The sequence below is a fragment of the Bacillus sp. WMMC1349 genome (assembly GCF_013155385.1).
Lineage (GTDB): Bacteria > Bacillota > Bacilli > Bacillales > Bacillaceae > Bacillus.
In genome coordinates, this window is the sequence record NZ_JABJUQ010000007.1 from 1,329,080 (window position 1) to 1,351,330 (window position 22,251).

Genomic DNA, 22,251 nt, shown 5'->3' on the forward strand with positions numbered 1-22,251 from the left:
TATTGACAATGATAATCATTATCACTTAAAGTATAAATATAAAACATTCGTTGAGGTGATTCACTTGGCTAAAGCGCTGATTGCGTTTGCTAGTATGTCTGGCAATACTGAAGATATTGCAATAGTGATCAGGGACACATTGACAAAACATTCCCTTGATATCACGTTTCTTGAATTAGATCACGTTGAAATCGATTCATTACAAACATACGATTATCTATTAATCGGTACATATACATGGGGGGATGGTGATCTTCCTTATGAGGCGGAGACATTTTTCGAAGAGGTTGCTTCATTAGATTTAAAAGGGAAAAAAGCAGCCTGTTTTGGTTCTGGTGATTATGCATATCCTAAGTTTTGCGAAGCTGTAAACACGTTTTACAGTATGCTTGAACAAACAGGTGCTGACCTTTTTCCTGAAACACTTAAAGTTGAGCTTGCACCTGAAACAGATGAAGATATCGAGTGCTGCCAAGAGTTTGCTCTAAGTTTTGTCAAATGGGCAAAGCGGAGCGAGTCATATGTTTCATAAAGGAGCAACGGCTGTTACAGCTTCAAATTCAGGTTATTTTGTAGCTGTAAAACAAGAGGGGATTTTTCATTACTCATTTGAATTCGGCTGGAAACAACTTCTACAATTGAAAACAAAAATTTGTTCGATCACATACATTGGCCATTATTTATTTGGAGTAGGTGAATCAGGTACAATCATTAGATCATCTGATCATGGATTAACTTGGACAATTTCCAGTTTTCCGACAAATGCAACAGTTTGGTCAATCACAGGATGTGATAACGGGTTTGTGTGTGCTCACGGGAAACATTGTATTTATATCTCAGAAGATTTTGGAGTGTCTTGGAAAATCGCTAAACCGTTTAAAGATTTTACTATACCACCTGTTATCCGTTCTCTATGTCTCTATCAAAACCATCTTTATATTGGAACACAAATTCATGATCAATGTGGAGGTATTTGGGTATATGATTTAGAAAAAGATTCAGTTTTTTTGATCAAGAAAGAAACGGACCGTATGACAGCTTCCATGATCATCTTTAAGCAAACATGGCTTGTTTGTGCGATGGGCTCAAAAAAGGGTCGGTGTGCTGCCATCGATGTCATCAATATCCACACAAATGAGCATAAGATCATTAGATCGGGAATTGTAGATAAAGAAGATTCTTTTCTTGATATATCGGAGAATCGCGGTGTCATTTATGTAACATCTGCTCAAGACACTGAAGGATTTTCTAGAATCTATCAGTTCGATTTTGATAAACAAGAACTGAAATGGTTTGAATCCATTAAAGGACATGGGTTTAGGGTAGCTAATCAAAAAGAGCATTTCTTTTGTGCCGGTCTTTATGAATGTAAATTTGTCAGACCTTATGAGCAGTCCGCCCTCGCTCATTAACACCTAAAGTAGGAGGAATGATGTTGGAAAAAGTTTTACTTGTATATGCAACGATGTCAGGAAATACAGAAGCAATGGCAGATTTAATCGAAAAAGGACTGTTAAAAAAAGAAGTTATCGTTGACTGTCATGAAGCGATGGATATTGATGCTGAGCTTTTTAATGAATATCAATGGATCTTATTAGGCGCATATACATGGGGAGATGGAGATCTTCCTGATGAAATGTTAGACCTTTATGAAGATATGGATGATTTAAATTTCAACGATAAGAAATTTGCTGTATTCGGATCAGGAGATACCTCATATGAACATTTTTGCGGAGCTGTCGATATCCTTGAAGAAAAAATTAAACAACTCGGCGGCGAAATTGTGCTTCCGTCCGTTAAAATCGAAATGAATCCTGAAAATGAAGAAGAAAACCTACTGATAGAATTTGGTGAAAAATTCGCAGAAAAGTGCAAGGCGTCACTTTGAAAACAGCGTCTTCTTTTTTCTTGTCTTTAAATCTGACCTTTGATACAGTAATGAGGTAGAAAAGAGAAGGAGGATGTACATAATGAAGATGATGGACGCTAATGAGATTATCTCGTTTATTCAAAATAGTAAGAAATCAACACCTGTTAAAGTATATGTGAAAGGTGATCTTGAAGAAATCGATTTCGGTGCTTCAGCAAAAACATTTTTAACAGGAAGCACAGGTGTGGTATTTGGCGAATGGGAAGAGGTACAGGTTGCACTTGAAGCAAACCAAAGCAAAATTGAAGACTACGTTGTCGAAAATGACCGCCGCAATTCTGCAATCCCAACTCTTGATATGAAAAACGTGAAGGCTCGAATTGAACCAGGTGCGATTATTCGCGATCACGTAGAAATCGGTGATCGGGCTGTTATTATGATGGGAGCATCCATCAATATCGGTTCTGTCATTGGAGAAGGTACGATGATCGATATGAACGTCGTGCTTGGTGGACGTGCGACAGTGGGTAAAAATTGTCATATAGGAGCAGGCTCTGTCCTTGCTGGTGTCATTGAGCCGCCTTCAGCAAAACCTGTCATCGTTGAAGACGATGTTGTCATCGGTGCAAACGCCGTTATTCTTGAAGGTGTGACAGTTGGAAAAGGAGCTGTCGTTGCCGCTGGAGCGATTGTTATTGAAGATGTTGAGCCATATACAGTTGTAGCGGGGACACCAGCTAAAAAAATTAAAGACATTGATGAAAAAACAAAAGGTAAAACTGAAATCAAACAAGAATTGCGTCAACTGTAAATAAGCAAAGAAGTAGCGCGTGGACCTGAACAAGTCCACGCCTTTTCATATGCCAGGAGGTTTGAAAGATGGAATTGGAGCACTTAACAGCTATTCGCAGAGATCTGCATCAGATCCCTGAGCTTGGATATCAAGAATATAAGACTCAAAGCTATATTTTGAACCATTTAAAACGGTATCCAGCCAACAGGCTTGAAATTGAAACTTGGAAGACAGGTTTATTTGTTAAGGTGAAAGGAACGGCGTCCAAAAAGATATTAGCTTATAGAGCGGACATGGATGGACTATCCATTGAAGAAGCTACCGGTTATCCTTTTTCTTCTGTTCACCAAAATAGAATGCATGCATGTGGACACGATTTCCATATGACGATCGCGCTTGGAGTGCTTGATTACTTTGTGCATCATCCGGTAAAACATGATCTTCTCTTTCTCTTCCAACCAGCTGAAGAAGGACCTGGCGGAGCTGAAGCGATGATTGAGTCTGCCGCCTTCAAAAAATGGGAACCAAGCATGATTACTGCTTTACATATTGCACCTGAGCTTCCTGTTGGAACAATTTCGACTAAAGGCGGTCTTCTCTTTGCCAATACCTCTGAGCTTGTCATTGAGTTGGAAGGAAAAGGCGGACATGCGGCATATCCTCATCTTGCTGAAGATATGGTCGTGGCGGCCAGTTCGTTAGTGACGCAAATGCAATCGGTTGTCGCTCGAAATGTAGATCCGCTTGATAGTGCTGTCATCACAATTGGAACAATTACTGGCGGATCAGCCCAAAATATCATCGCTCAAAATGCCAAGCTGGAAGGAACGATTAGAACGTTATCACCTTCAGCAATGGAGCAGGTAAGAGCGAGAATAGAAGCGATGGTAAAAGGGTTGGAGATCGCTTATCATTGCAAAGGAACTGTCACGTATCCATCGGCATACCATCAAGTTTATAATTCAGCTGATTTAGCTGAAGACTTTATGAAGTTTGCTGCAGAGCATAAGCTTGCCGATGTGGTTTGTGCCAAAGAAGCGATGACAGGGGAAGACTTTGGGTTTATGTTAAAAAAATACCCGGGTTTTATGTTTTGGCTTGGTGTCGATTCCCCTTATGGACTTCATCATGCCAAGCTTCAACCGAAAGAAGCAGCGCTTGAGACGGCGGTTCGTTTGTTGACGGCATATTTTTCAGATCATGCCAATCAGAAGGTATAAAATCTCAGCAAAAACGCCATCTTAAATGCTGGAGGTGTATCTTCATGTCAAAAAAAATCGGAATTGAACAATCTCTAACAGATGTTGAGGCTGCATTAAAAGAAAAAGGTTATGAGGTTGTGATGATGAAAACGCAAGATGATGCAAAAGGCTGTGATTGCTGTGTCGTAACCGGTCTGGATTCGAATATGCTCGGTATTTCGGATACGACGACTGGAGCTCCTGTTATTGAGGCGTCAGGTCTATCCGCAGATGAAATTTGTCAACGAGTCGATCAAAAAATTCATTAAGTAATGGTGAAACCGAAGTGAAGTGCTTCGGTTTTCTTATTTATAACCAAGCTGATGATTTGTCTCACAATGGGACAACATGTTAAAATCTTTTTAGAGAACCCTTACAAAATAGTGATTTCTTATTTAAATTAATTATCAGCTGATATTGACTAAAAAAATGATTGCCTTTATAATTATTTGTGTAATGTTGTTAACTAAATGAGAATTTAAGATTTGAATTCTCATTTCATCCACAAAAAAATTATTGGAGGGATACATAAAATGGCAGAACGTATGGTAGGTAAACAAGCCCCGCGCTTTGAAATGGAAGCAGTTCTCGCAAATAAAGAATTCGGAAAAGTGAGCCTTGAAGAAAACATGAAGAATGATAAATGGACAGTTCTTTTCTTCTATCCAATGGATTTTACTTTCGTATGTCCGACAGAAATTACAGCAATGTCTGATCGTTATGATGAGTTCGAAGATCTTGATGCAGAGGTTATCGGTGTTTCAACTGATACAATCCACACTCATTTAGCTTGGATTAACACAGATCGTAAAGATAACGGTCTTGAACAGTTAAAATATCCTCTTGCGGCTGATACAAATCATGAAGTATCTCGTGAATATGGTGTCCTTATTGAAGAAGAAGGTATTGCTCTGCGCGGATTATTTATTATCAATCCTGAAGGTGAGCTGCAATATCAAACAGTATTCCATAACAACATCGGTCGTGATGTAGATGAAACACTGCGTGTTCTCCAAGCTCTCCAAACAGGTGGACTATGCCCTGCAAACTGGAAGCCAGGTCAAAAAACACTTTAATTCTACAAGATGCTAAAAGAAGGTCTAACAATTGTTAGACCTTTTTACAATCGTAAAAGGAGAGAAAAAAATGAAATTACGTCAGCCTATGCCAGAACTTGTTGGTGCGAAAGAATGGTTAAATGGAAAAGTAACAAAAGAACAGCTGATTGGTGAAAAACCAACGCTAATCCATTTCTGGTCAATCAGCTGTCACTTATGCAAAGAAGCTATGCCGCAAGTCAATGAATTTCGCGATCGCTACAGTAATAAACTGAATGTCGTTGCTGTGCATATGCCCCGTTCAGAAGATGATTTAAATATCGATAAAATAAAAGAGCTGGCAATAGAGCATGATATGACACAGCCCATTTTTGTCGATAGTGATCATAAACTAACAGAAGCTTTTGAAAATCAGTATGTCCCTGCTTACTATGTATTTGATAAGAGCGGTCAACTTCGTCATTATCAGGCCGGTGGTAGCGGTATGAAAATGCTCGAAAAACGTGTGAATCGAGTTCTTGCAGAAACTGAACAAGCAGAATGACACAAAGGGCTGTCCAATAAGTCAATTTATTGACTATTGGATGCCCTTTTCACGTTTAACAAATTTATCATTCATCTTAAATGATAGCAGTTAACAAGTTTGCTCTATTCGGACAGCTCCGTTTTCTAACACTTTTCAAAAAAAAATTTCGTTTTTTTGTACGTTTCTTCAAATGAATCGTAAGGCACTGTTTTTCAAAAAGAATGAGTCTTTTTTCCTGTTGTTTAAGAAACGCATTTTACTCTTTATGATGACAGAAAACAACTCTTCTCATGTAGACTCGACAAAACATTTAAATTTTTAGCAATTTTTAAATGATACTCATTCCTGTTTAATTATACTTCTTATCATTAAGCATTACTTTCATTACTTTGAAATTACTTTCGTTACAAAAGTATTTTTTGAGTTTTCATCATTGCTTACCATTTTTCGACAATAATAATAAAATAGGTCAAATGACTTTGGGGACCCTTGTAAGATTCAGTCTTTTTTAAAATTTAGTTCTATTTTCTTAATGGGAAATAACAGTAGAAAAATGAAAAAATAGTTGATAAAATTAGTTTGATAATCTAATATTTTTATTAGAAGGTTTATTGATTTTGATAGGAGGGGTAAAGCAGTATGTTTAATGAGAGAGAGGCATTGCGTTTACGTTTGGAACAGCTAAATGAAGCTGAGGTAAAAGTCATTAGGGAGTATCAAATTGAGCGTGACAATATATATGCAAAGTTGCGTGAATTAGATCGGCCAGCCAGCTTCAATGATACAAGAAAAGATTACCGTCCAGAACGAAAAAGTGAACAACTCCCAGTTTTAGCTGAACTGGCTGCACAGGAAATGAAGAGTTACCAGAAAAACCCACAATCAACCCAAAATTTGCAGAATCCACAAAAGCCAATTTCTACACTGCCTGCTGGAATTCCAGAAGGTGCTACTCGGCGTAGAAGGGGTACTGCACGTCCAGGTTCTAAGGCGGCAAAATTGCGTGAAGCGGCGATTAAAACGTTAAAACGTCACAATGCAGCAATTAAAAGTTCTGAACTTCAGAAAGAAATAGAAAAAGAAAGCGGACTTGATATCCCGAATATGACCACTTTTATGCAAAGTTTAATTAAAATGTATCCTGAAGTTAAAAAACCATATCGCGGTCAATATATATTAGAGGGAGATATCTCTACAGAATCTGACCAACAATCCTAAGATTTATTTCAGTTAGCATGTAATCGTTAACAACCATTTTTTTCAACTAAGCGTCTTAGAAACTGCTTGAGGTACACGACTCAAGCAGTTTTTTGTAAAATACATAAACATGCTGTAGCGCCATCTAGGGATCAATTCCGCTTATTGCTTATATCGGCTGTCTTTCCTCCATATTTTAGTTTTGGAGGAGACAGTTTTTTTTATTTACAGTTATAATAGAGTGATTCAATTTATTTGTAAATTATTGCCCTGAGTTTAAAATAGTATAGAAACGGATTTTTTTCACACCCACTATTCTCAAAAATATGTTACAACTACAATATGTAGATTGCTTTTGCGAAAGGGTGAGAATGTGAAACCCGTTCATGTTTTATTAGCTGGCGGATTATCCCGCCGTTTTGGAGAACCAAAGGCTTTTGCCTTGTGGAGAAATAAATCTCTTTATCAGTGGTGTAAACAGGCTATGGGAGGTAAAGTGGTAATCTTAAGCCATTCTGAACTGTTAGATCGGTTCAAAAATAATGGAGAAATATCAGTAATCGAAGATATTGACCCATTTAAAGGAAAAGGGCCATTGGCTGGAATATATACGGCGATGGAACGTCAGGATGGAGATTGTTATGTCGTATTAGCCTGTGATATGCCACTTATTCGCCAACATACAATTACAGCCTTAAAAAAATCAATGTCTTTAGAAACAGATGCTGTTGTGATTGTTGCCAATGGACAGGTGCAGCCGCTTGTGGCTGTTTATCATAAAAGAGTCAAACCTATTTTATATGAACAGCTTTGTCAAAATGAACTAAAATTAAGCGACTTCCTTGCCCGCATTCGCGTGACATATATTCACGCTGAGACGATAGGAGCGAAGGCTAGTGAGTTTTTCAACATTAATGAGAAAGCGGATTTAGAGGGATTGCAGGGACGATAGAAAAGTAAAAAAGTAGAGGAGGTGCTATTGGGTGTGTGAACGGTATTCAAGACAAACCAGATTTCAAAACATTGGAGAAGTTGGGCAGGATCTCATGAAAAAAAGTCATGTTTTGGTTGTCGGAGCCGGAGCGCTTGGCACAGCTGCTGCCGAAGGATTGACTCGTGCCGGTGTTGGTGTTTTATCTATTATAGATCGAGATTATGTGGAATGGAGCAATTTACAAAGGCAGCAGCTTTATACGGAAAAAGATGCAGAAAATCGCTTACCGAAAGCGATAGCAATTAAGAACCGTCTTTCAAAAATAAATCGTGATGTTACACTGTATACATATGTTGCTGAAGGAAATGCCGAAACATTGCTGCCATTAATAGAAGAAGCTGATGCCGTTGTTGATGCCACGGACAATTTTGAAACCCGTATGATGATTAATGATCTGTCACAAAAGTTGAACAAACCCTGGGTTTATGGCGCATGTGTTAGCAGCCAAGGAATGTATATGACCATTGTTCCAGGGGAAACACCTTGTCTACGATGTTTGTTTGCAGAAATTCCAATTGGTGGGGAGACATGCGATACTGCCGGCATCATTTCACCTGCTGTCCAAATGGTGTCGGCTTTTCAGCAGACCGAAATACTAAAACTTTTAACCAATCAAACTGAAGCACTCCAAACTTCGTTTGTCACATTTGATTTATGGACAAACACCCACTTTGAGATGAAAGTAACCCGGAACGAAAAGTGTGCGTCTTGCGGACAAAAGCTGTATCCAAGTCTTCAAAACTCACAGCAAAAGAAAGCTGAGGTCCTTTGTGGAAGAGACACTGTTCAGATTCGCAATGAAGGATTAAAACGTCTATCTAAACAGGAGCTTATGCAAAAACTGGACGGAATTGGCAAAGTAGATGCAAATGATTATCTTGTTCATGTCGTATATGAAACGTTTCGTATTGTTATTTTTCAAGATGGAAGAGCACTTGTTCATGGTACGAATGATATAAAGGAAGCGAATTCGGTGTTAGCTAGAATGATCGGTATGTAGCGTGAGGAGGTTTTTGGAATGATTGAAAAAAGAACGCCAATATCCGTTTTTGAAGCTGTTGAATCGGTTGTCCAATATCAGAAACATGGGGAAACAGAATGGGTCCAATTGGAAGACAGTCTGCACAGATATTTAGCAAAGGATGTCAAAGCTGATCATCATGTCCCTGCTTTTGACCGCTCACCATATGACGGATTTGCCATTAGAGCTTCTGACACAGTAGATGCCACCAAGGATCATCCGCTTCAATTTGAAGTCATTGATCATATCGGAGCTGGGGCTGTTTCTCATAAACAGCTTGGTCCTTTTCAAGCAGTTCGCATCATGACGGGAGCACAAATTCCTGACGGGGCTGATGCTGTTATCATGTTGGAGCTTGTTAAAACATATAGAGAAAATGAAAAAAACTATATGGTACTGAAACGTTCAGTACAGTCTGGAGAAAACATCTCAAAAAAGGGAGAGGATGCGGAAAAAGGATCGGTTCTTTTAATGAAAGGAACGAGAATTACACCAGGGGTTATCGCCTTACTTGCTACATTTGGGTATGCGACTGTTCCTGTTGTGAAAAAACCGGTGATTGGTATTATTGCCACTGGTACAGAACTATTAAATGTTAGCGATCCTCTTGTTCCGGGCAAAATTCGCAACAGCAATGCTAACATGGTAATTGCGCAAGTTGAAGAAGCAGGCGGTAAACCTCTCTATTTAGGGAAGATTTCTGATCAATTGAAGGAAAGTTTTGAAGTCATTGAAAAAGCCCTTAAACAAGTAGATTTTCTAATTACAACCGGCGGTGTTTCTGTTGGAGATTTTGATTTTTTGCCAGATATATATGAAAAACTCGGTGCAAAAGTTCTTTTTAATAAAGTAGGCATGCGTCCTGGCAGTGTGACAACGGTTGCTCAAGTAAACGGGAAATTGTTATTTGGACTGTCAGGAAACCCATCTGCTTGTTTTGTAGGGTTTGAATTATTTGTGAAGCTGTTGATTCGTCTATGGCTGCTTGATCAAAAACCATATCCTTTAACAGCAAAGGCTATTTTAATGAAGAGTTTTCCTAAACCGAACCCTTTTACCCGTTTTGTCCGTGCGCATGTTTCAGTGAAAGATGGCATATTTCATGCTATACCTGTTGGATTGGATAAATCGGGTGTTGTGACTTCACTTGCGATCGCAAATGGACTTATCATTTTGCCAGGCGGCACGAGGGGCTATCAAGCTGGAGAACATGTCAATGTGCTCTTATACAGAGATGAGAACGGATGTGAACAATTGTGTCCCGAGATTTTCCAATCCTGCAGATCGTAGGCTATCAAAACAGCGGTAAAACAACGTTTATGGAATTGCTGATCAAAAGGCTTGCACATCAGCACATGAAAGTCGGTTGTCTTAAACATCATGGTCATGGAGGTGAGCTCGCCTCTGCAACAAAAGGGAAGGATACGAACCGATATTTAGAGGCTGGTTCAGCGATATCCGGTGTTGAAGGTGGTGGCGTTTTTCAGCTAACAGCACACAGAGATCTGCTGCTTGAACAACTCATTCCCATCTATGAGCTTTTAGCAATTGACTGCCTGTTAATCGAAGGATTTAAACAAGCAGCCTATCCAAAAATCGTCATGGTCAGAGATGAAAAGGACAGGCAATTACTCGTACAATTAAAAGGTATCATTGCTGTGATATATCAAGAGCAAAAGCCGCAACTTTCGCAATTAGATTTTCCTGTTTTTCATATTAAAGATCCAAGTGCAATTTCATATATATTCAACTATTTGAAGGAGGAAGGCGCTTGCCTGAACGATTTAACATAACCAAGAAACCAATTGTGATCGAAGATGTCGTTAAAAAAGTTGAGTGCAGAGAAGCTGGGGCCATTACCACATTTATTGGGACAGTGAGGGAATGGACAAATCAGCAGAAGACACTTTTTCTAGAATATGAAGCCTATGTTCCAATGGCAGTCAACATGTTGAAGAAAATAGGCGATGAGATCAATACAAAATGGCCGGGGACAAAACTGGCGATCACCCATCGGATCGGGAGGCTTAATATTTCTGAAGCGGCTGTTGTCATCGCTGTTTCTTCTCCTCACCGAAAAGCGGCTTATGAAGCGAATGAGTACGCAATTGAAAGAATCAAACAAATGGTTCCGATTTGGAAAAAAGAGTATTGGGAAGATGGCGAGTCCTGGATTGGTGATCAGCTCCAAACAATTGCTTATCCTGAAGGAAAACCGAGCATGAAAACTGTTTCTCCTGACAGAAAAAGGGGTGATGAAATTGATTAACATTCTTTTATTTGCCAGTCTTGCAGAACAAGCTGGTACACAGAGCATTTGTTTTGATCAAGAAAAAACGACAACAGACGATATCACTTTATACTTGAAAGAAACATATCATCTTCAAGGAATAGATCGGGCAATGGTTGCTGTTAATGAGGAATATCGGAGGGGAAATAGTGAAGTAAAGTCAGGTGACACTGTTGCATTTATTCCTCCAGTTAGTGGTGGATGAAAAAATGTTTGGCAATCGGTATAGCATAAAGCTAAAACCGATTGCTATTGTTTCTCGGATGATTTTCAAGATAAAGAAAACATCCGCGCCGTTCTTTGGAAATATTAGGTTCTATTTTTTGGATCAGATCATAGAGCTCACTAATACGGTGAACATTAAATTGGGTACGCTCCTTTAATTTCTTTTTAAGTTCTTTTGTTGTTACAATGTTTCCTTTTTGTTGTTTAATAATTTCAACGCAATGTGCTGCATAGTACTCTTTATTGGAACGTCTATGTTTTCGGATATTTCGATCTAACTCTTCTAATCTTGCATAAATGGCTTCCCTTTCCTTTCGATAATCCTTCCAGACTTTTTGTTCCAATTCAGCTAAGTGGAGAAGCTGTTTTTTTAAAGCCTCTCGATTCGACATTGAAATCAACTCCGTCACTCTAATTTGATAACATTTTCTATTATTTTACATCATTTTACTTCAAACATCAAAAAATTTCCTATAAGATTTTCAAAGTTTTTGTATTTGAAATATCAGATAAGCGGAAGGAATAGATTAGATTGCTGTTCGTTAATTTAGAGACTAGTGGAACTTCAAATGAGTGAAAGTGAAGAAACAGATGATGTATTTTGAAAAAATAAATCAAATTTTGGAAGCATACAACCGAGATTTAAAGTATAATAAAACTTATAGTTTGTCAGTTACACATACATCATCAGGTAAATAGGTTGGAGGTTTTTTACGATGGAAACGAAGTTAGAAAAACACTTAGACAAAAAACCCTCTATTTTGGGGTTGTTTTTAAAACCGGGTGTGCATTTTGAACGAATGAGTAAAAAGCCAAGTATATGGCTACCGTTTATTATTGTTCTCGTTATTAATCTAGTCGGAGTTACATTAGCTAGCTTGAAGATTGATTATGAGAAATTCATGAAAACAACAAATTTTCAAAAAGAGTACATAGAAAATCCTGATGCTGAGCAAGCTCATTTTATAAGTCAGATCATAGGGAGTATTATTGCTTGCATCATATTGGTTTTAGTTGCTTCATTTATATATTGGCTCTGTGTCAAATTATCAGGTGGTACGACTACATATTTAAAAATGTTATCAATGTCGTTGTTCGTTAGTATTGTTTTCAGTTTTACTACACTTATTAGAGGGATTTATATATATCTTACTGATCATTATATAGAAGGTAATGTTACAACACTAGCACATCTTATACCGTCTAAACCACCACTTACTGGTATTTTAAATTCAATTGAGCTGTTTTCAATTTTAGGCTTTTTCTTATTAGCGATCGGTTTTGAAAAAGTCGGTGGAATTTCTAAAAAGTCTGCATGGATCAGTACGGTTGTCTCGTTCATCCTTTCAATCTTAGTATTGTAAAGGGTGCGTAGAAATATATGTAGAACTTGTGAAAAAATGCAGATCAGTATTGCCTGTACTGCTATAAAGTGCACCTCAATTTAGAAAAATTGAGGTGTATTTTTTATCTCTTAAAACTTAATTTAAGCTAATTTTAAAGTTGAACTCTTGTTTTTTATGTTAACTTAAAAAAGTTGTGAGATTGATCTAAAGAAAAGTGAAGGAGAAACTAGAAAATGAATGAAGAAATAGTAAAACTAAAAAAGCCATCATTGTTTGGTATCATCACAAATCCTGTCAAACAGTTTAATAGAATCAGAGAAAGACCAACGGTTTGGCTACCATTGGTTATAGTAGCGATATTATGCTCCGCAGCTGATTTCTTCTTGGATTTAAAATTTCCAGATGATCATTCTGTGTTTGTTAATATTAATCTAGAGGGGGCAGGAAAATATTTCCTTTATGGCATTTTGATTGTCATCGGCAGTTTTCGATATGCTTTTTCTTATGTAATCAGTGCCTTAGTGTTATGGCTCATTGCCAAAATTGGCGGTGGGAAAACTAATTTTGTCACAATGTTTTCTTTGTCTATTTATATTTCCATTGTGACTGCAATTTCAAGTTTAATGATCAGTATTGCATGCTACTTTAAAGGTTCACTAGACCCATTAATGCTAACTAATTTGTCAGGATACATTGAAGTTGATCTGCCATTTGTGATGGTATTGTTGATGATTGATATTTTTACGATCTGGAATTTAGTATTAACTGCTATTGGTTTACAAAAAACTGCTGGAGCTTCAAAGGTGGCATCATGGATTGGTGTTGCCATTTTGTTTGCTTTATCGTTGCTCCTAGGTTATTTATATGGTTTGTTACTAATGATCAATTGACGTAATAGGCAGCTGCTTAGTTGTAGATCTCGAGTTTTACATTTGCAAACATATTAAGTTGGCTTAAACAAAGAAATATTAGGAGGGTCAAAAAGTGAGTGTAGAGAAAACAGACATAAAGAAGCCATCATTACTAGGCATCATCACACATCCTGTCAGGCAGTTTGAGAGAATAAAAGAAAGACCAACGATTTGGCTGCCGCTCATCATCGTGTTGGTGTTATCTTCTCTGGCTGATTATTTTAACAGATTAAATTATCCAAAGCTTTATAATGGAGAGCGATCTTTTGGAAGTTATGTTATTCATGGTACTGTTAACCCTATTCTGCTATTTGTGATCATTACATTAATATTATGGATGATCGCTAAATTGGGACGTGGTAAAACTAATTTTGCCTGTGTGTTTTCTTTATTTATTCATGTATACTTTTTAACAGCAATGAAGGATCTCATCGTTGCACTCATCAAATATTTTTCAAATACATCACCAGACGTATTTTCCTACATTTCTCTTACAGGCTTCGTTCCAGCCAATAACTATTTAACGGGATTTTTAGGAATATTTGATATTTTTTTAATCTGGACGCTTATATTATTAGCGATCGGTTTGCAAAAAACAGCCGAAGCTTCAAAAACGTCTTCATGGGTTGGTATTGCAGTGTTATTTTTAATATTGCTTGGTTTTTTGTTCATCATATTGGCCATTGCGTTTTTGGTGGTCCAGCTATTGATGGCTATTGTAGATATCTTTGAATCGATCAACTCTCTCTTTAAACCGTTTTATACTCTATAAAATTCGATATCCTCGGGCTAGGAAAACCAAGAGGAGTAGCAAGTCACCGATAATCAAAAAAGATGGCGTCATTTTGCCATCTTTTTTTACGGAGATCACGATAAAAAACCAGTAAGGTTAGAATACCATATATTAATCCACATCATTTTGTTGGTGTACAAAAGTACGCCAACAATAATAAGAATACCCCCGCCAATTTTCATAAAAAGATTAGAGTACTTAAGAAAAATCTTTATTTTTCCAATAAAAAATGACATAAGTAAAAATGGAATGCCAAAACCTAAAGAATAGGCTGTCACATTAATAAATGTATCAGCTGGTGTGTTAGCAGGGGATGCGATGTTAGTCGATATAATTGCTCCAAATATAGGTCCGATACAAGGAGTCCACCCAGCAGCAAAGATAATTCCGATCAACATTGAATTAAGTATTCCGATTTTCCCCTTTCTAAAAGCAAAGCGGTGTTCTTGCAGCATGAATTTTGGTTGGAAAATCCCTAACAAAAACAATCCCATGATTGTAACAAAAATTCCACCAAGCATTCGGATTAAAGTTTGATTCTCGGCAAAAATTCTGCCAATTGAACTTGTCGAGAACCCCAACACATAAAAAATGAAGGAGAATCCTACTAAAAAAGATAAGGCATGAATACAAACAGCTCTTGTGATACTGGTTGATTTATGATGTTTTAAATCGTTAACAGATATACCAGTTATATAAGAAAGAAATGAAGGATAAAGAGGTAAGCAACATGGAGAAACAAATGATAGCAAACCGCCGCCAAAAGCTAACCACCAAGTAACTTGTTCCATCATATTGACTCCTTTTCTAAAGTTATTCTAAATGCGAAATAGATCAATTTAACTTAACTTCGTTCATTCACCATTTCTATAGACAACGTTACCATTACATATAATGGATTGTCTACCACAATATTAGGGAAATGTTTTCTGTCAGAAATGATAAGCTGTTCGTCATGATCGATTTTACACGTCTTTCTTCTTTGTTTGATCGGTACTACTAAGCCTTCAGAAAGCACAACACAAGATTTAGCCGAGTGATTCACTTTCATTCATGTGTATATGTACATGAACAACTTCCGGTCAGTTCCCTCTCCTTTTTTACCCAAATTTCTTTTTAGAGAATGATTAAAACGAATTAGAGAATAATTGTAATGTCACATATTTTTGCGAATTGTCATTGTTTATCTAGTTTACAAATAGAACACATCAAGTTAAGATGATAAAATGTGAAAGATTTTGATGGTTATTGAATGAATTTGAAAGATTTTTGTTGATTTTTGTCGAAACAGCGTTTACAATGACATTGTAAGCAAAATGAATGCGTTTCCAAAAAGGGGTGATTATGTGCTTACTCCTGAACGACATCAGCTCATCATTGATAAGATAGAGCAGGATGATGTCGTGAAAATTCAATCTTTAATGAATTTAACAAATGCCTCTGAATCAACGATCAGAAGGGATTTATCAACACTTGAAGCTCGTGGATACTTAAAGCGTGTTCATGGAGGAGCATCTAAGATTTCCGATATTCGGAAAGAACCGGATATGCTTGAGAAATCATCCAAAAACCTTCATGACAAGAAAAAAATTGCCCAAGAAGCTGCTGCATTGCTTGAAGAAGGTGATTGCATATACCTTGATGCTGGAACGACGACATTACAAATGATCGATTTTATAGATCAAGAGAAGGATATTATTGTCGTCACTAATGGAATCATGCATATCGAGCCACTCATGAAAAAAGGAATCAAATTTTATTTATTAGGTGGCTATGTCAAGCAAAAAACAGGGGCAATTCTTGGCGGTTCTGCTTTAACGTCCATTAGCCAATATCGGTTTGATAAAAGTTTTCTCGGTGTCAATGGGATTCATAAGGAAGCGGGTTACACCACTCCTGACCCTGATGAAGCGCTGTTGAAAACGAAGGCGATTCAGCAGGCGAAACAAGCTTTTATTTTAGCTGATGCTTCAAAGTTTGGAGAGATTTCTTTTTCTGCCTTTGCAAGTTTAGACGACGCAGCTATCATTACAGCAGGATCTGGCAAACATTCATTTGATAACTATCAAGAAAAAACTGTCGTAAAGGTAGTGAAATCATGATTTATACTGTAACACTCAATCCATCGGTCGACTATATTGTCCATGTCGAATCATTTTCATTAGGCGGGTTAAATCGTTCAGCTTATGATACGAAATATCCCGGTGGTAAGGGTATTAATGTCTCAAGGGTATTAAACAGACATGATGTCCCATCAAAAGTTCTTGGTTTTGTTGGCGGTTTTACCGGGGACTATATTAGATCCTTTCTCGAAGAAGAGAAGCTTGAAACAGCTTTTCATGAAGTAAAGGGAGATACCCGGATCAATATCAAGTTGAAAACCGGAGATGAAACGGAGATAAACGGCCAAGGACCTGCCATTAGCGAAGCAGATTTCCGAGAGTTTCTAGCGCAATTTTCCGCGCTGAAAGAAGGGGATATTGTTGTGATGGCGGGAAGCATTCCAGCGTCATTACCGCAAGACACCTATCAGAAAATTGCTGAAGCATGCAGCAAGCAAAATGTCCGGGTTGTTGTGGATATTTCAGGTGAAGCACTTTTGAAAGCGGCTGAAATGAATCCACTGTTAATGAAGCCAAATCACCATGAACTTGGTGAAATGTTTGAAACAACGATCAACACTGTAGAAGATGCGATCCCATACGGAAAAAAATTGATTGAACAAGGGGCGGAAAATGCCATTGTATCAATGGCTGGTGAAGGTGCTCTTCTATTTACAAAAGATCAAGTTTATTATGCAAATACTCCGAAAGGAAAGCTTGTTAATTCTGTTGGAGCTGGTGATTCAGTTGTTGCCGGATTTCTTGCCGGTATCCAAAAACAGCTTGATATTACAGAAGCATTTCGCTTAGGAGTCGCCTCAGGTAGTGCTACAGCATTTTCGGAAGAATTAGGAACAGAAGAACTGGTCCAAAAGTTACTTCCTGAAGTTCAAATCAGAGCCATCTAAAGGAGGAAAGGTTATGAAAATAACAGAGTTACTAACGAAGCAAACCATCAAGTTAAACCTTGAGAGCAGCCAGAAAGAAAATGTTATTGATGAACTTGTAACAGTTTTGGATCAGGCTGGAAAACTGAGTGATAAAGCAGGCTATAAAGCAGCTGTTATCAATCGTGAAAAGCAAAGCTCAACAGGAATCGGTGAAGGGATTGCGATTCCGCACGCGAAAACAGCAAGTGTTAAAGAACCAGCGATTGCTTTTGGTCGCTCAACAGCAGGTGTTGATTATGAATCATTGGATGGACAACCAAGCCATTTAGTTTTCATGATTGCTGCCACTGAAGGAGCCAATAATACCCACCTTGAAGCATTATCAAGACTGTCAACTTTATTAATGAGAGAAGAAATTCGTAAAAAACTCCTAAACGCAGGAACAGAAGAAGAAATCATCGATATTATTAACCAGCATGATAAAGATGATGAAGACGAGCAGGCTGAAGAGTCTAGGACTCCATCTGCAAAAGGAAAAGTTCTTGCAGTTACAGCATGTCCAACAGGAATTGCCCACACCTTTATGGCAGCGGACGCTTTGAAAGAAAAGGCAAAAGAACTCGGTGTGGACATTAAAGTAGAAACAAACGGTTCAGGAGGAATTAAAAACGCGTTAACTCCACAGGACATTGAGGATGCTGTGGCAATCATTGTGGCGGCGGACAAGCAAGTAGAAATGGATCGTTTTGCAGGAAAGCATGTCATTGAAGTCCCAGTTACTGCTGGAATTAGACGTCCGAAAGAACTGATTGAGAAAGCGTTAAAACAGGATGCACCAATCTATAAAGGAACAGGCGGCAAAGCAGCAGCCGATGATGATGGAGCTGCAAAAGGCGTCGGCGGCTTTTATAAACATTTGATGAGCGGTGTCAGCAACATGCTCCCATTTGTTGTCGGAGGCGGAATTTTAATTGCGATTTCGTTCTTCTGGGGAATTAAATCAGCAGATCCCAATCATCCGACTTATAATGAATTTGCAGCTACATTGATGGATATCGGTGGCGGTAATGCCATGAAATTAATTGTTGCCGTCTTAGCCGGATTTATTGCGATGAGTATTGCGGATCGTCCTGGATTTGCACCTGGTATGGTCGGTGGTTTTATGGCGACGCAAGGAAATGCGGGCTTCTTAGGTGGATTAATCGCCGGTTTCTTAGCAGGTTATATTATCCTTCTTTTGAAAAAGGTATTTGCTGGACTTCCACAAACACTTGAAGGATTAAAACCGGTCTTAATTTATCCGCTATTTGGGATTTTCTTAACGGGCGCAATTATGCACTATGTTGTCAATCCTCCTGTCAGTAGGATTATGACTGGTATGACAAATTGGCTAGAAGCACTTGGTACAGGAAACCTTGTATTAATGGGTATTATACTAGGCGCTATGATGGCAGTTGATATGGGTGGTCCGATCAACAAAGCGGCCTTTACTTTTGGGATTGCGATGATTGATGCTGGAAACTTTGGACCGCATGCGGCAATTATGGCAGGCGGTATGGTTCCGCCGCTTGGTATCGCACTGGCAACAACATTCTTTAGAAACAAATTCACAAAACGTGACCGTGAAGCAGGGATTACTTGCTACTTTATGGGCGCATCATTTATTACCGAAGGTGCCATTCCGTTTGCGGCAGCTGATCCGGCTCGGGTTCTTCCGGCATGTATTATCGGTTCAGCAGTCGGCGGTGGTTTGTCACAGCTTTTCAATGTCACGCTTCCTGCACCGCACGGTGGATTGTTTGTTATCTTTACAACGAATCACTGGTTTTTATATATTCTCAGTATTTTGATCGGATCGGTTGTCACAGCTCTCATCCTGGGTATATTGAAAAAACCGGTTCCGAAAGAAGCATAAACAGTGTGAAGTGTCGCTTTTGCGGCACTTCTTTTTTATGAACAGTTTCAAAATTATGTATTCATCTATAACATATGATAAAGTATAAGAAAGTCGATTGTTTAGATTTGACAGACTGTTTTAGGAGGAAGAATATTGACTGAGGAAAAATCCGCCAAAAAAAAGAGTTCTCTTTTTGAATGGTTTAAAGCCATTATCATTGCCATTGTCTTGGCCGTTGTGATCCGTATCTTTTTATTTGAACCGTATTTAGTGGAAGGGACATCGATGGATCCGACATTACATGATGGTGAACGGTTATTCGTTTATAAAACGGTGAAATACATTGGTGAATTTAATCGGGGAGATATCGTGATTATTGATGGAGATGAAAAAAATATTCATTATGTAAAACGTCTCATCGGTCTGCCGCATGATACAGTGCAAGTGAAAAATGATACACTTTATATTAACGGAAAAAAAGTAGCCGAGCCATATCTTTCAGAGAAGCGTAAAGCAGTCAGCGGTATACTAACGGATGATTTTGGACCTGTAAAAGTCCCTGAAGGCAAGTATTTTGTTATGGGTGATAATCGTCAAAGATCAATGGATAGTCGGAACGGACTGGGGATGATTGATAAAGATCGAGTTGCCGGGACATCACAATTTGTGTTTTTTCCATTAAATGAAATCCGTAAAACAGACTGAAAATGCCTGATGTCCATTTGGACAAACAGGCATTTTATCATCAGGATGATAGTGAGTACAGGACGACGATACACAGCACAGTCATAAATACTGATGCTGTAATGAGTAAAACACTGTACAAAATCCGGATTTCCGAGGCCTCTTTTCCCCGCTTTGTCAGGAATCGCTTCGCTGCAATATGCACAAATGTGTAAATTAGCGCAAAACCAAGATAAAGGCCAAGATCTCGGGCGGTAAAACCGGTCACTGCAACATAAACTCCAGCAAAAAAAATAAACATACAGTATTCAGTCAAAGTGATAAGCTTCATATTTTCCTCCGTCTAATGGTCCGTTTTTTCTCCAAACATTACTTTTTTATAATATATCTTTTGGAGCCATCCTACAAGAAGACCGAAGCCAATTAAAAGACAGGAAAAGATAAGGAATTCTATTGTCCACATATAAAAGCCTTTGAACAGGCCAATCGACATTGTTGATATCACCATAGCAAATGAAATGAAAAACGCCTGCCATGGTCTGTTGTTCACCCATTTTCTAATATCTGGATCATCTTTTAAATTCATTTTCCCACCCTCCATTCTTCATTAATTGTAACATATTGTCATCATTTAAATGCAATAATTGATTTTGATTGATGCAAAGCAAGGCGTTTCTCTTCGGGAATATTCGTGTTATACTTCTTTAAGAAGTATAATGATGGAGGATATTCAATGATAGCTGTGAGTAATGTTAGTTTACGGTTTGCGGATCGGAAACTATTTGAAGATGTCAATATTAAATTTACACCTGGAAACTGTTACGGTTTAATTGGTGCAAATGGAGCAGGTAAATCAACGTTTTTGAAAATTTTATCTGGTGAAATTGAGCCTCAGACAGGCGATGTTCATATGAGTCCTGGTGAACGTCTAGCCGTCCTGAAACAAAACCATTTCGAGTATGAGGAATTTGAAGTATTAAAAGTTGTGATCATGGGGCATAAGCGTCTCTATGAAGTGATGCAAGAAAAAGACGCGATTTACATGAAAGCTGATTTTTCTGATGAAGACGGTATTCGTGCGGCTGAACTTGAAGGAGAGTTTGCGGAATTGAACGGCTGGGAAGCCGAAGGAGAAGCCGCAATTTTACTGAAAGGACTAGGGATTTCTGAAGATCTTCATGAAAAGAAAATGGCAGATTTGGGCGGAGCTGAAAAAGTTAAAGTTTTGCTAGCTCAAGCGCTGTTTGGAAAACCGGATGTTCTTCTCTTGGACGAGCCGACAAACCACTTAGATATTCAAGCGATCCAATGGCTTGAAGAGTTTTTAATCAACTTTGAGAATACCGTAATCGTTGTTTCGCATGATCGTCACTTTTTAAATAAAGTGTGCACACATATTGCTGATTTAGATTTTAATAAAATTCAGGTTTATGTCGGAAACTATGATTTTTGGTATGAATCAAGCCAGCTCGCACTAAAAATGGCACAGGAAGCCAATAAGAAAAAAGAAGAACAAATTAAACAGTTGCAAGAGTTTGTCGCCAGATTTAGTGCAAATGCTTCAAAGTCAAAACAAGCAACTTCAAGGAAAAAGTTGCTTGAAAAAATTACGCTGGATGATATAAAGCCATCATCACGAAAATATCCGTATGTCAATTTTTCCCCAGAACGTGAGATTGGTAATGATGTGCTTGTCGTCCAGGATCTTTCGAAAACGATTGATGGTGTAAAAGTACTTGATTCCGTGAGTTTTATGATGAATAAAGATGATAAGATCGCATTTACAGGACGGAACGAACTAGCAACGACAACGCTTTTTAAAATTTTGGCAGGAGAAATGGAGCCTGACAATGGAACATTTAAATGGGGGGTAACAACTTCTCAGGCATTTTTCCCGAAAGATAATAGCGAATTTTTTGAGAACAGTGAGCTAAATCTTGTTGATTGGCTTCGCCAGTTTTCACCAAATGACCAAAGTGAAAGTTTTCTTCGCGGGTTTTTAGGGCGAATGTTGTTTTCAGGAGAAGAAGTGTTGAAAAAAGCAAGCGTCCTTTCAGGAGGAGAAAAAGTCCGCTGTATGCTTTCGAAAATGATGCTTTCTGGAGCGAATGTTTTAATGTTGGATGAACCGACAAACCATCTCGATCTTGAATCAATTACAGCATTAAATAATGGCTTGATCAGTTTTAAAGGAGCCATGTTATTTACTTCTCACGATCATCAGTTTGTCCAAACGATTGCCAATCGCATTATTGAGATCACGCCAAATGGTATCGTTGATAAACAAATGAGTTATGATCAGTTTTTAGAAGATCGGACAGTCCAAGATAAATTGACTGAATTATATGGTTGAGCAAGTATAATGAAAGCTAGTTGACAAAGTCGTGAAAAACCGGCTTTATCGACTAGCTTT

At 38.1% G+C, this 22,251-nt stretch carries 27 protein-coding genes; 23 read left to right on the plus strand and 4 right to left on the minus strand.

Annotation, left to right across the window (positions count from 1 at the left end; all coding sequences use genetic code 11):
* Positions 1-64 precede the first annotated feature (64 nt).
* The 15 genes from HOO54_RS09095 (at position 65) to moaD (ending at position 11,195) form a co-directional block, all read left to right on the plus strand.
* Positions 65-532 (plus strand): flavodoxin, encoded by a 468-nt coding sequence (locus HOO54_RS09095; protein WP_172294490.1) that lies wholly within the window; start codon positions 65-67, stop codon positions 530-532.
* The gene (locus tag HOO54_RS09100) at positions 522-1,412 is read left to right on the plus strand and encodes a WD40/YVTN/BNR-like repeat-containing protein (protein WP_172294492.1); all 891 of its coding nucleotides are present in this window, start codon (positions 522-524) and stop codon (positions 1,410-1,412) included. The genes HOO54_RS09095 and HOO54_RS09100 overlap by 11 nt, the downstream gene beginning before the upstream one ends.
* A 20-nt stretch (positions 1,413-1,432) precedes the next feature.
* The gene (locus tag HOO54_RS09105; protein ID WP_172294494.1) at positions 1,433-1,888 is read left to right on the plus strand and encodes a flavodoxin; all 456 of its coding nucleotides are present in this window, start codon (positions 1,433-1,435) and stop codon (positions 1,886-1,888) included.
* A gap of 82 nt (positions 1,889-1,970) precedes the next feature.
* Positions 1,971-2,681 (plus strand): 2,3,4,5-tetrahydropyridine-2,6-dicarboxylate N-acetyltransferase, encoded by a 711-nt coding sequence (dapD, locus tag HOO54_RS09110; protein ID WP_172294496.1) that lies wholly within the window; start codon positions 1,971-1,973, stop codon positions 2,679-2,681.
* A gap of 68 nt (positions 2,682-2,749) precedes the next feature.
* A complete protein-coding gene (locus HOO54_RS09115; RefSeq protein ID WP_172294498.1) occupies positions 2,750-3,883 on the plus strand; it encodes an N-acetyldiaminopimelate deacetylase in 1,134 nt (377 codons plus the stop codon).
* 44 nt (positions 3,884-3,927) lie between these two features.
* The gene (locus HOO54_RS09120) at positions 3,928-4,173 is read left to right on the plus strand and encodes a YkuS family protein (RefSeq protein ID WP_172294500.1); all 246 of its coding nucleotides are present in this window, start codon (positions 3,928-3,930) and stop codon (positions 4,171-4,173) included.
* Positions 4,174-4,437: 264 nt separating this feature from the next.
* Entirely contained in the window at positions 4,438-4,980 is a 543-nt protein-coding gene (gene ahpA / locus HOO54_RS09125; RefSeq protein WP_172294502.1) for a biofilm-specific peroxidase AhpA, read from the plus strand.
* A gap of 70 nt (positions 4,981-5,050) precedes the next feature.
* Positions 5,051-5,506, plus strand: coding sequence for a TlpA family protein disulfide reductase (locus HOO54_RS09130; protein ID WP_172294504.1), 456 nt, complete (start codon positions 5,051-5,053; stop codon positions 5,504-5,506).
* A 621-nt stretch (positions 5,507-6,127) separates the two neighbouring features.
* Positions 6,128-6,706 (plus strand): transcriptional regulator Rok, encoded by a 579-nt coding sequence (gene rok / locus HOO54_RS09135; protein ID WP_172294506.1) that lies wholly within the window; start codon positions 6,128-6,130, stop codon positions 6,704-6,706.
* A 352-nt stretch (positions 6,707-7,058) separates the two neighbouring features.
* Positions 7,059-7,637: a molybdenum cofactor guanylyltransferase gene (gene mobA, locus HOO54_RS09140; RefSeq protein ID WP_172294508.1), complete on the plus strand. Its 579-nt coding sequence runs from the start codon at positions 7,059-7,061 to the stop codon at positions 7,635-7,637.
* Positions 7,638-7,668: 31 nt separating this feature from the next.
* Positions 7,669-8,679, plus strand: a complete 1,011-nt coding sequence (locus HOO54_RS09145) for a MoeB/ThiF family adenylyltransferase (RefSeq protein ID WP_172294510.1) — start codon at positions 7,669-7,671, stop codon at positions 8,677-8,679.
* A gap of 18 nt (positions 8,680-8,697) precedes the next feature.
* Positions 8,698-9,990 carry a molybdopterin molybdotransferase MoeA gene (locus HOO54_RS09150; protein WP_172294512.1) on the plus strand — a complete coding sequence of 431 codons (1,293 nt, stop codon included), beginning with the start codon at positions 8,698-8,700 and terminating at the stop codon, positions 9,988-9,990.
* On the plus strand, positions 9,957-10,493 hold the full coding sequence (gene mobB, locus HOO54_RS09155; protein ID WP_172294514.1) for a molybdopterin-guanine dinucleotide biosynthesis protein B: 537 nt from the start codon (positions 9,957-9,959) through the stop codon (positions 10,491-10,493). The genes HOO54_RS09150 and mobB overlap by 34 nt, the downstream gene beginning before the upstream one ends.
* Entirely contained in the window at positions 10,472-10,969 is a 498-nt protein-coding gene (locus HOO54_RS09160; RefSeq protein WP_172294516.1) for a molybdenum cofactor biosynthesis protein MoaE, read from the plus strand. The genes mobB and HOO54_RS09160 overlap by 22 nt, the downstream gene beginning before the upstream one ends.
* A complete protein-coding gene (gene moaD / locus HOO54_RS09165; protein ID WP_172294518.1) occupies positions 10,962-11,195 on the plus strand; it encodes a molybdopterin converting factor subunit 1 in 234 nt (77 codons plus the stop codon). Before HOO54_RS09160 ends, moaD begins: the two co-directional genes overlap by 8 nt.
* Positions 11,196-11,226: 31 nt before the next feature.
* On the opposite strand, the gene HOO54_RS09170 is transcribed toward moaD, so the two are convergent.
* Complete coding sequence (locus HOO54_RS09170) at positions 11,227-11,607, minus strand: Rok-like winged helix domain-containing protein (protein ID WP_172294520.1); 381 nt, start codon at positions 11,605-11,607, stop codon at positions 11,227-11,229.
* A gap of 324 nt (positions 11,608-11,931) precedes the next feature.
* Between HOO54_RS09170 and yknW (HOO54_RS09175) the strand changes: the two genes are divergently transcribed.
* The 3 genes from yknW (HOO54_RS09175) (at position 11,932) to yknW (HOO54_RS09185) (ending at position 14,244) form a co-directional block, all read left to right on the plus strand.
* The gene (gene yknW / locus HOO54_RS09175) at positions 11,932-12,579 is read left to right on the plus strand and encodes a YknW family membrane protein (protein WP_172294522.1); all 648 of its coding nucleotides are present in this window, start codon (positions 11,932-11,934) and stop codon (positions 12,577-12,579) included.
* 215 nt (positions 12,580-12,794) lie between these two features.
* Positions 12,795-13,451, plus strand: a complete 657-nt coding sequence (yknW, locus tag HOO54_RS09180; protein ID WP_172294524.1) for a YknW family membrane protein — start codon at positions 12,795-12,797, stop codon at positions 13,449-13,451.
* A gap of 94 nt (positions 13,452-13,545) precedes the next feature.
* Positions 13,546-14,244: a YknW family membrane protein gene (yknW, locus tag HOO54_RS09185; RefSeq protein WP_172294526.1), complete on the plus strand. Its 699-nt coding sequence runs from the start codon at positions 13,546-13,548 to the stop codon at positions 14,242-14,244.
* Between the two features lie 95 nt (positions 14,245-14,339).
* Here yknW (HOO54_RS09185) and HOO54_RS09190 read toward each other — a convergent pair whose 3' ends face one another.
* The gene (locus tag HOO54_RS09190; RefSeq protein ID WP_172294528.1) at positions 14,340-15,056 is read right to left on the minus strand and encodes a cytochrome c biogenesis CcdA family protein; all 717 of its coding nucleotides are present in this window, start codon (positions 15,054-15,056) and stop codon (positions 14,340-14,342) included.
* Positions 15,057-15,611: 555 nt separating this feature from the next.
* Between HOO54_RS09190 and HOO54_RS09195 the strand changes: the two genes are divergently transcribed.
* The 4 genes from HOO54_RS09195 (at position 15,612) to lepB (ending at position 19,859) form a co-directional block, all read left to right on the plus strand.
* A complete protein-coding gene (locus HOO54_RS09195; protein ID WP_172294530.1) occupies positions 15,612-16,367 on the plus strand; it encodes a DeoR/GlpR family DNA-binding transcription regulator in 756 nt (251 codons plus the stop codon).
* Positions 16,364-17,275, plus strand: a complete 912-nt coding sequence (pfkB, locus tag HOO54_RS09200) for a 1-phosphofructokinase (RefSeq protein WP_172294532.1) — start codon at positions 16,364-16,366, stop codon at positions 17,273-17,275. Before HOO54_RS09195 ends, pfkB begins: the two co-directional genes overlap by 4 nt.
* A 13-nt stretch (positions 17,276-17,288) precedes the next feature.
* The gene (locus HOO54_RS09205) at positions 17,289-19,172 is read left to right on the plus strand and encodes a PTS fructose transporter subunit IIABC (RefSeq protein ID WP_172294533.1); all 1,884 of its coding nucleotides are present in this window, start codon (positions 17,289-17,291) and stop codon (positions 19,170-19,172) included.
* A gap of 135 nt (positions 19,173-19,307) precedes the next feature.
* Positions 19,308-19,859, plus strand: a complete 552-nt coding sequence (gene lepB / locus HOO54_RS09210) for a signal peptidase I (protein ID WP_172294534.1) — start codon at positions 19,308-19,310, stop codon at positions 19,857-19,859.
* A 40-nt stretch (positions 19,860-19,899) separates the two neighbouring features.
* On the opposite strand, the gene HOO54_RS09215 is transcribed toward lepB, so the two are convergent.
* Together HOO54_RS09215 and HOO54_RS09220 are read right to left on the minus strand one after the other, a co-directional pair.
* On the minus strand, positions 19,900-20,169 hold the full coding sequence (locus tag HOO54_RS09215) for a hypothetical protein (protein WP_172294535.1): 270 nt from the start codon (positions 20,167-20,169) through the stop codon (positions 19,900-19,902).
* Between the two features lie 12 nt (positions 20,170-20,181).
* Positions 20,182-20,424, minus strand: coding sequence for a hypothetical protein (locus tag HOO54_RS09220; RefSeq protein ID WP_172294536.1), 243 nt, complete (start codon positions 20,422-20,424; stop codon positions 20,182-20,184).
* 147 nt (positions 20,425-20,571) lie between these two features.
* Between HOO54_RS09220 and HOO54_RS09225 the strand changes: the two genes are divergently transcribed.
* Entirely contained in the window at positions 20,572-22,191 is a 1,620-nt protein-coding gene (locus HOO54_RS09225; RefSeq protein ID WP_172294537.1) for an ABC-F family ATP-binding cassette domain-containing protein, read from the plus strand.
* Positions 22,192-22,251 lie beyond the last annotated feature (60 nt).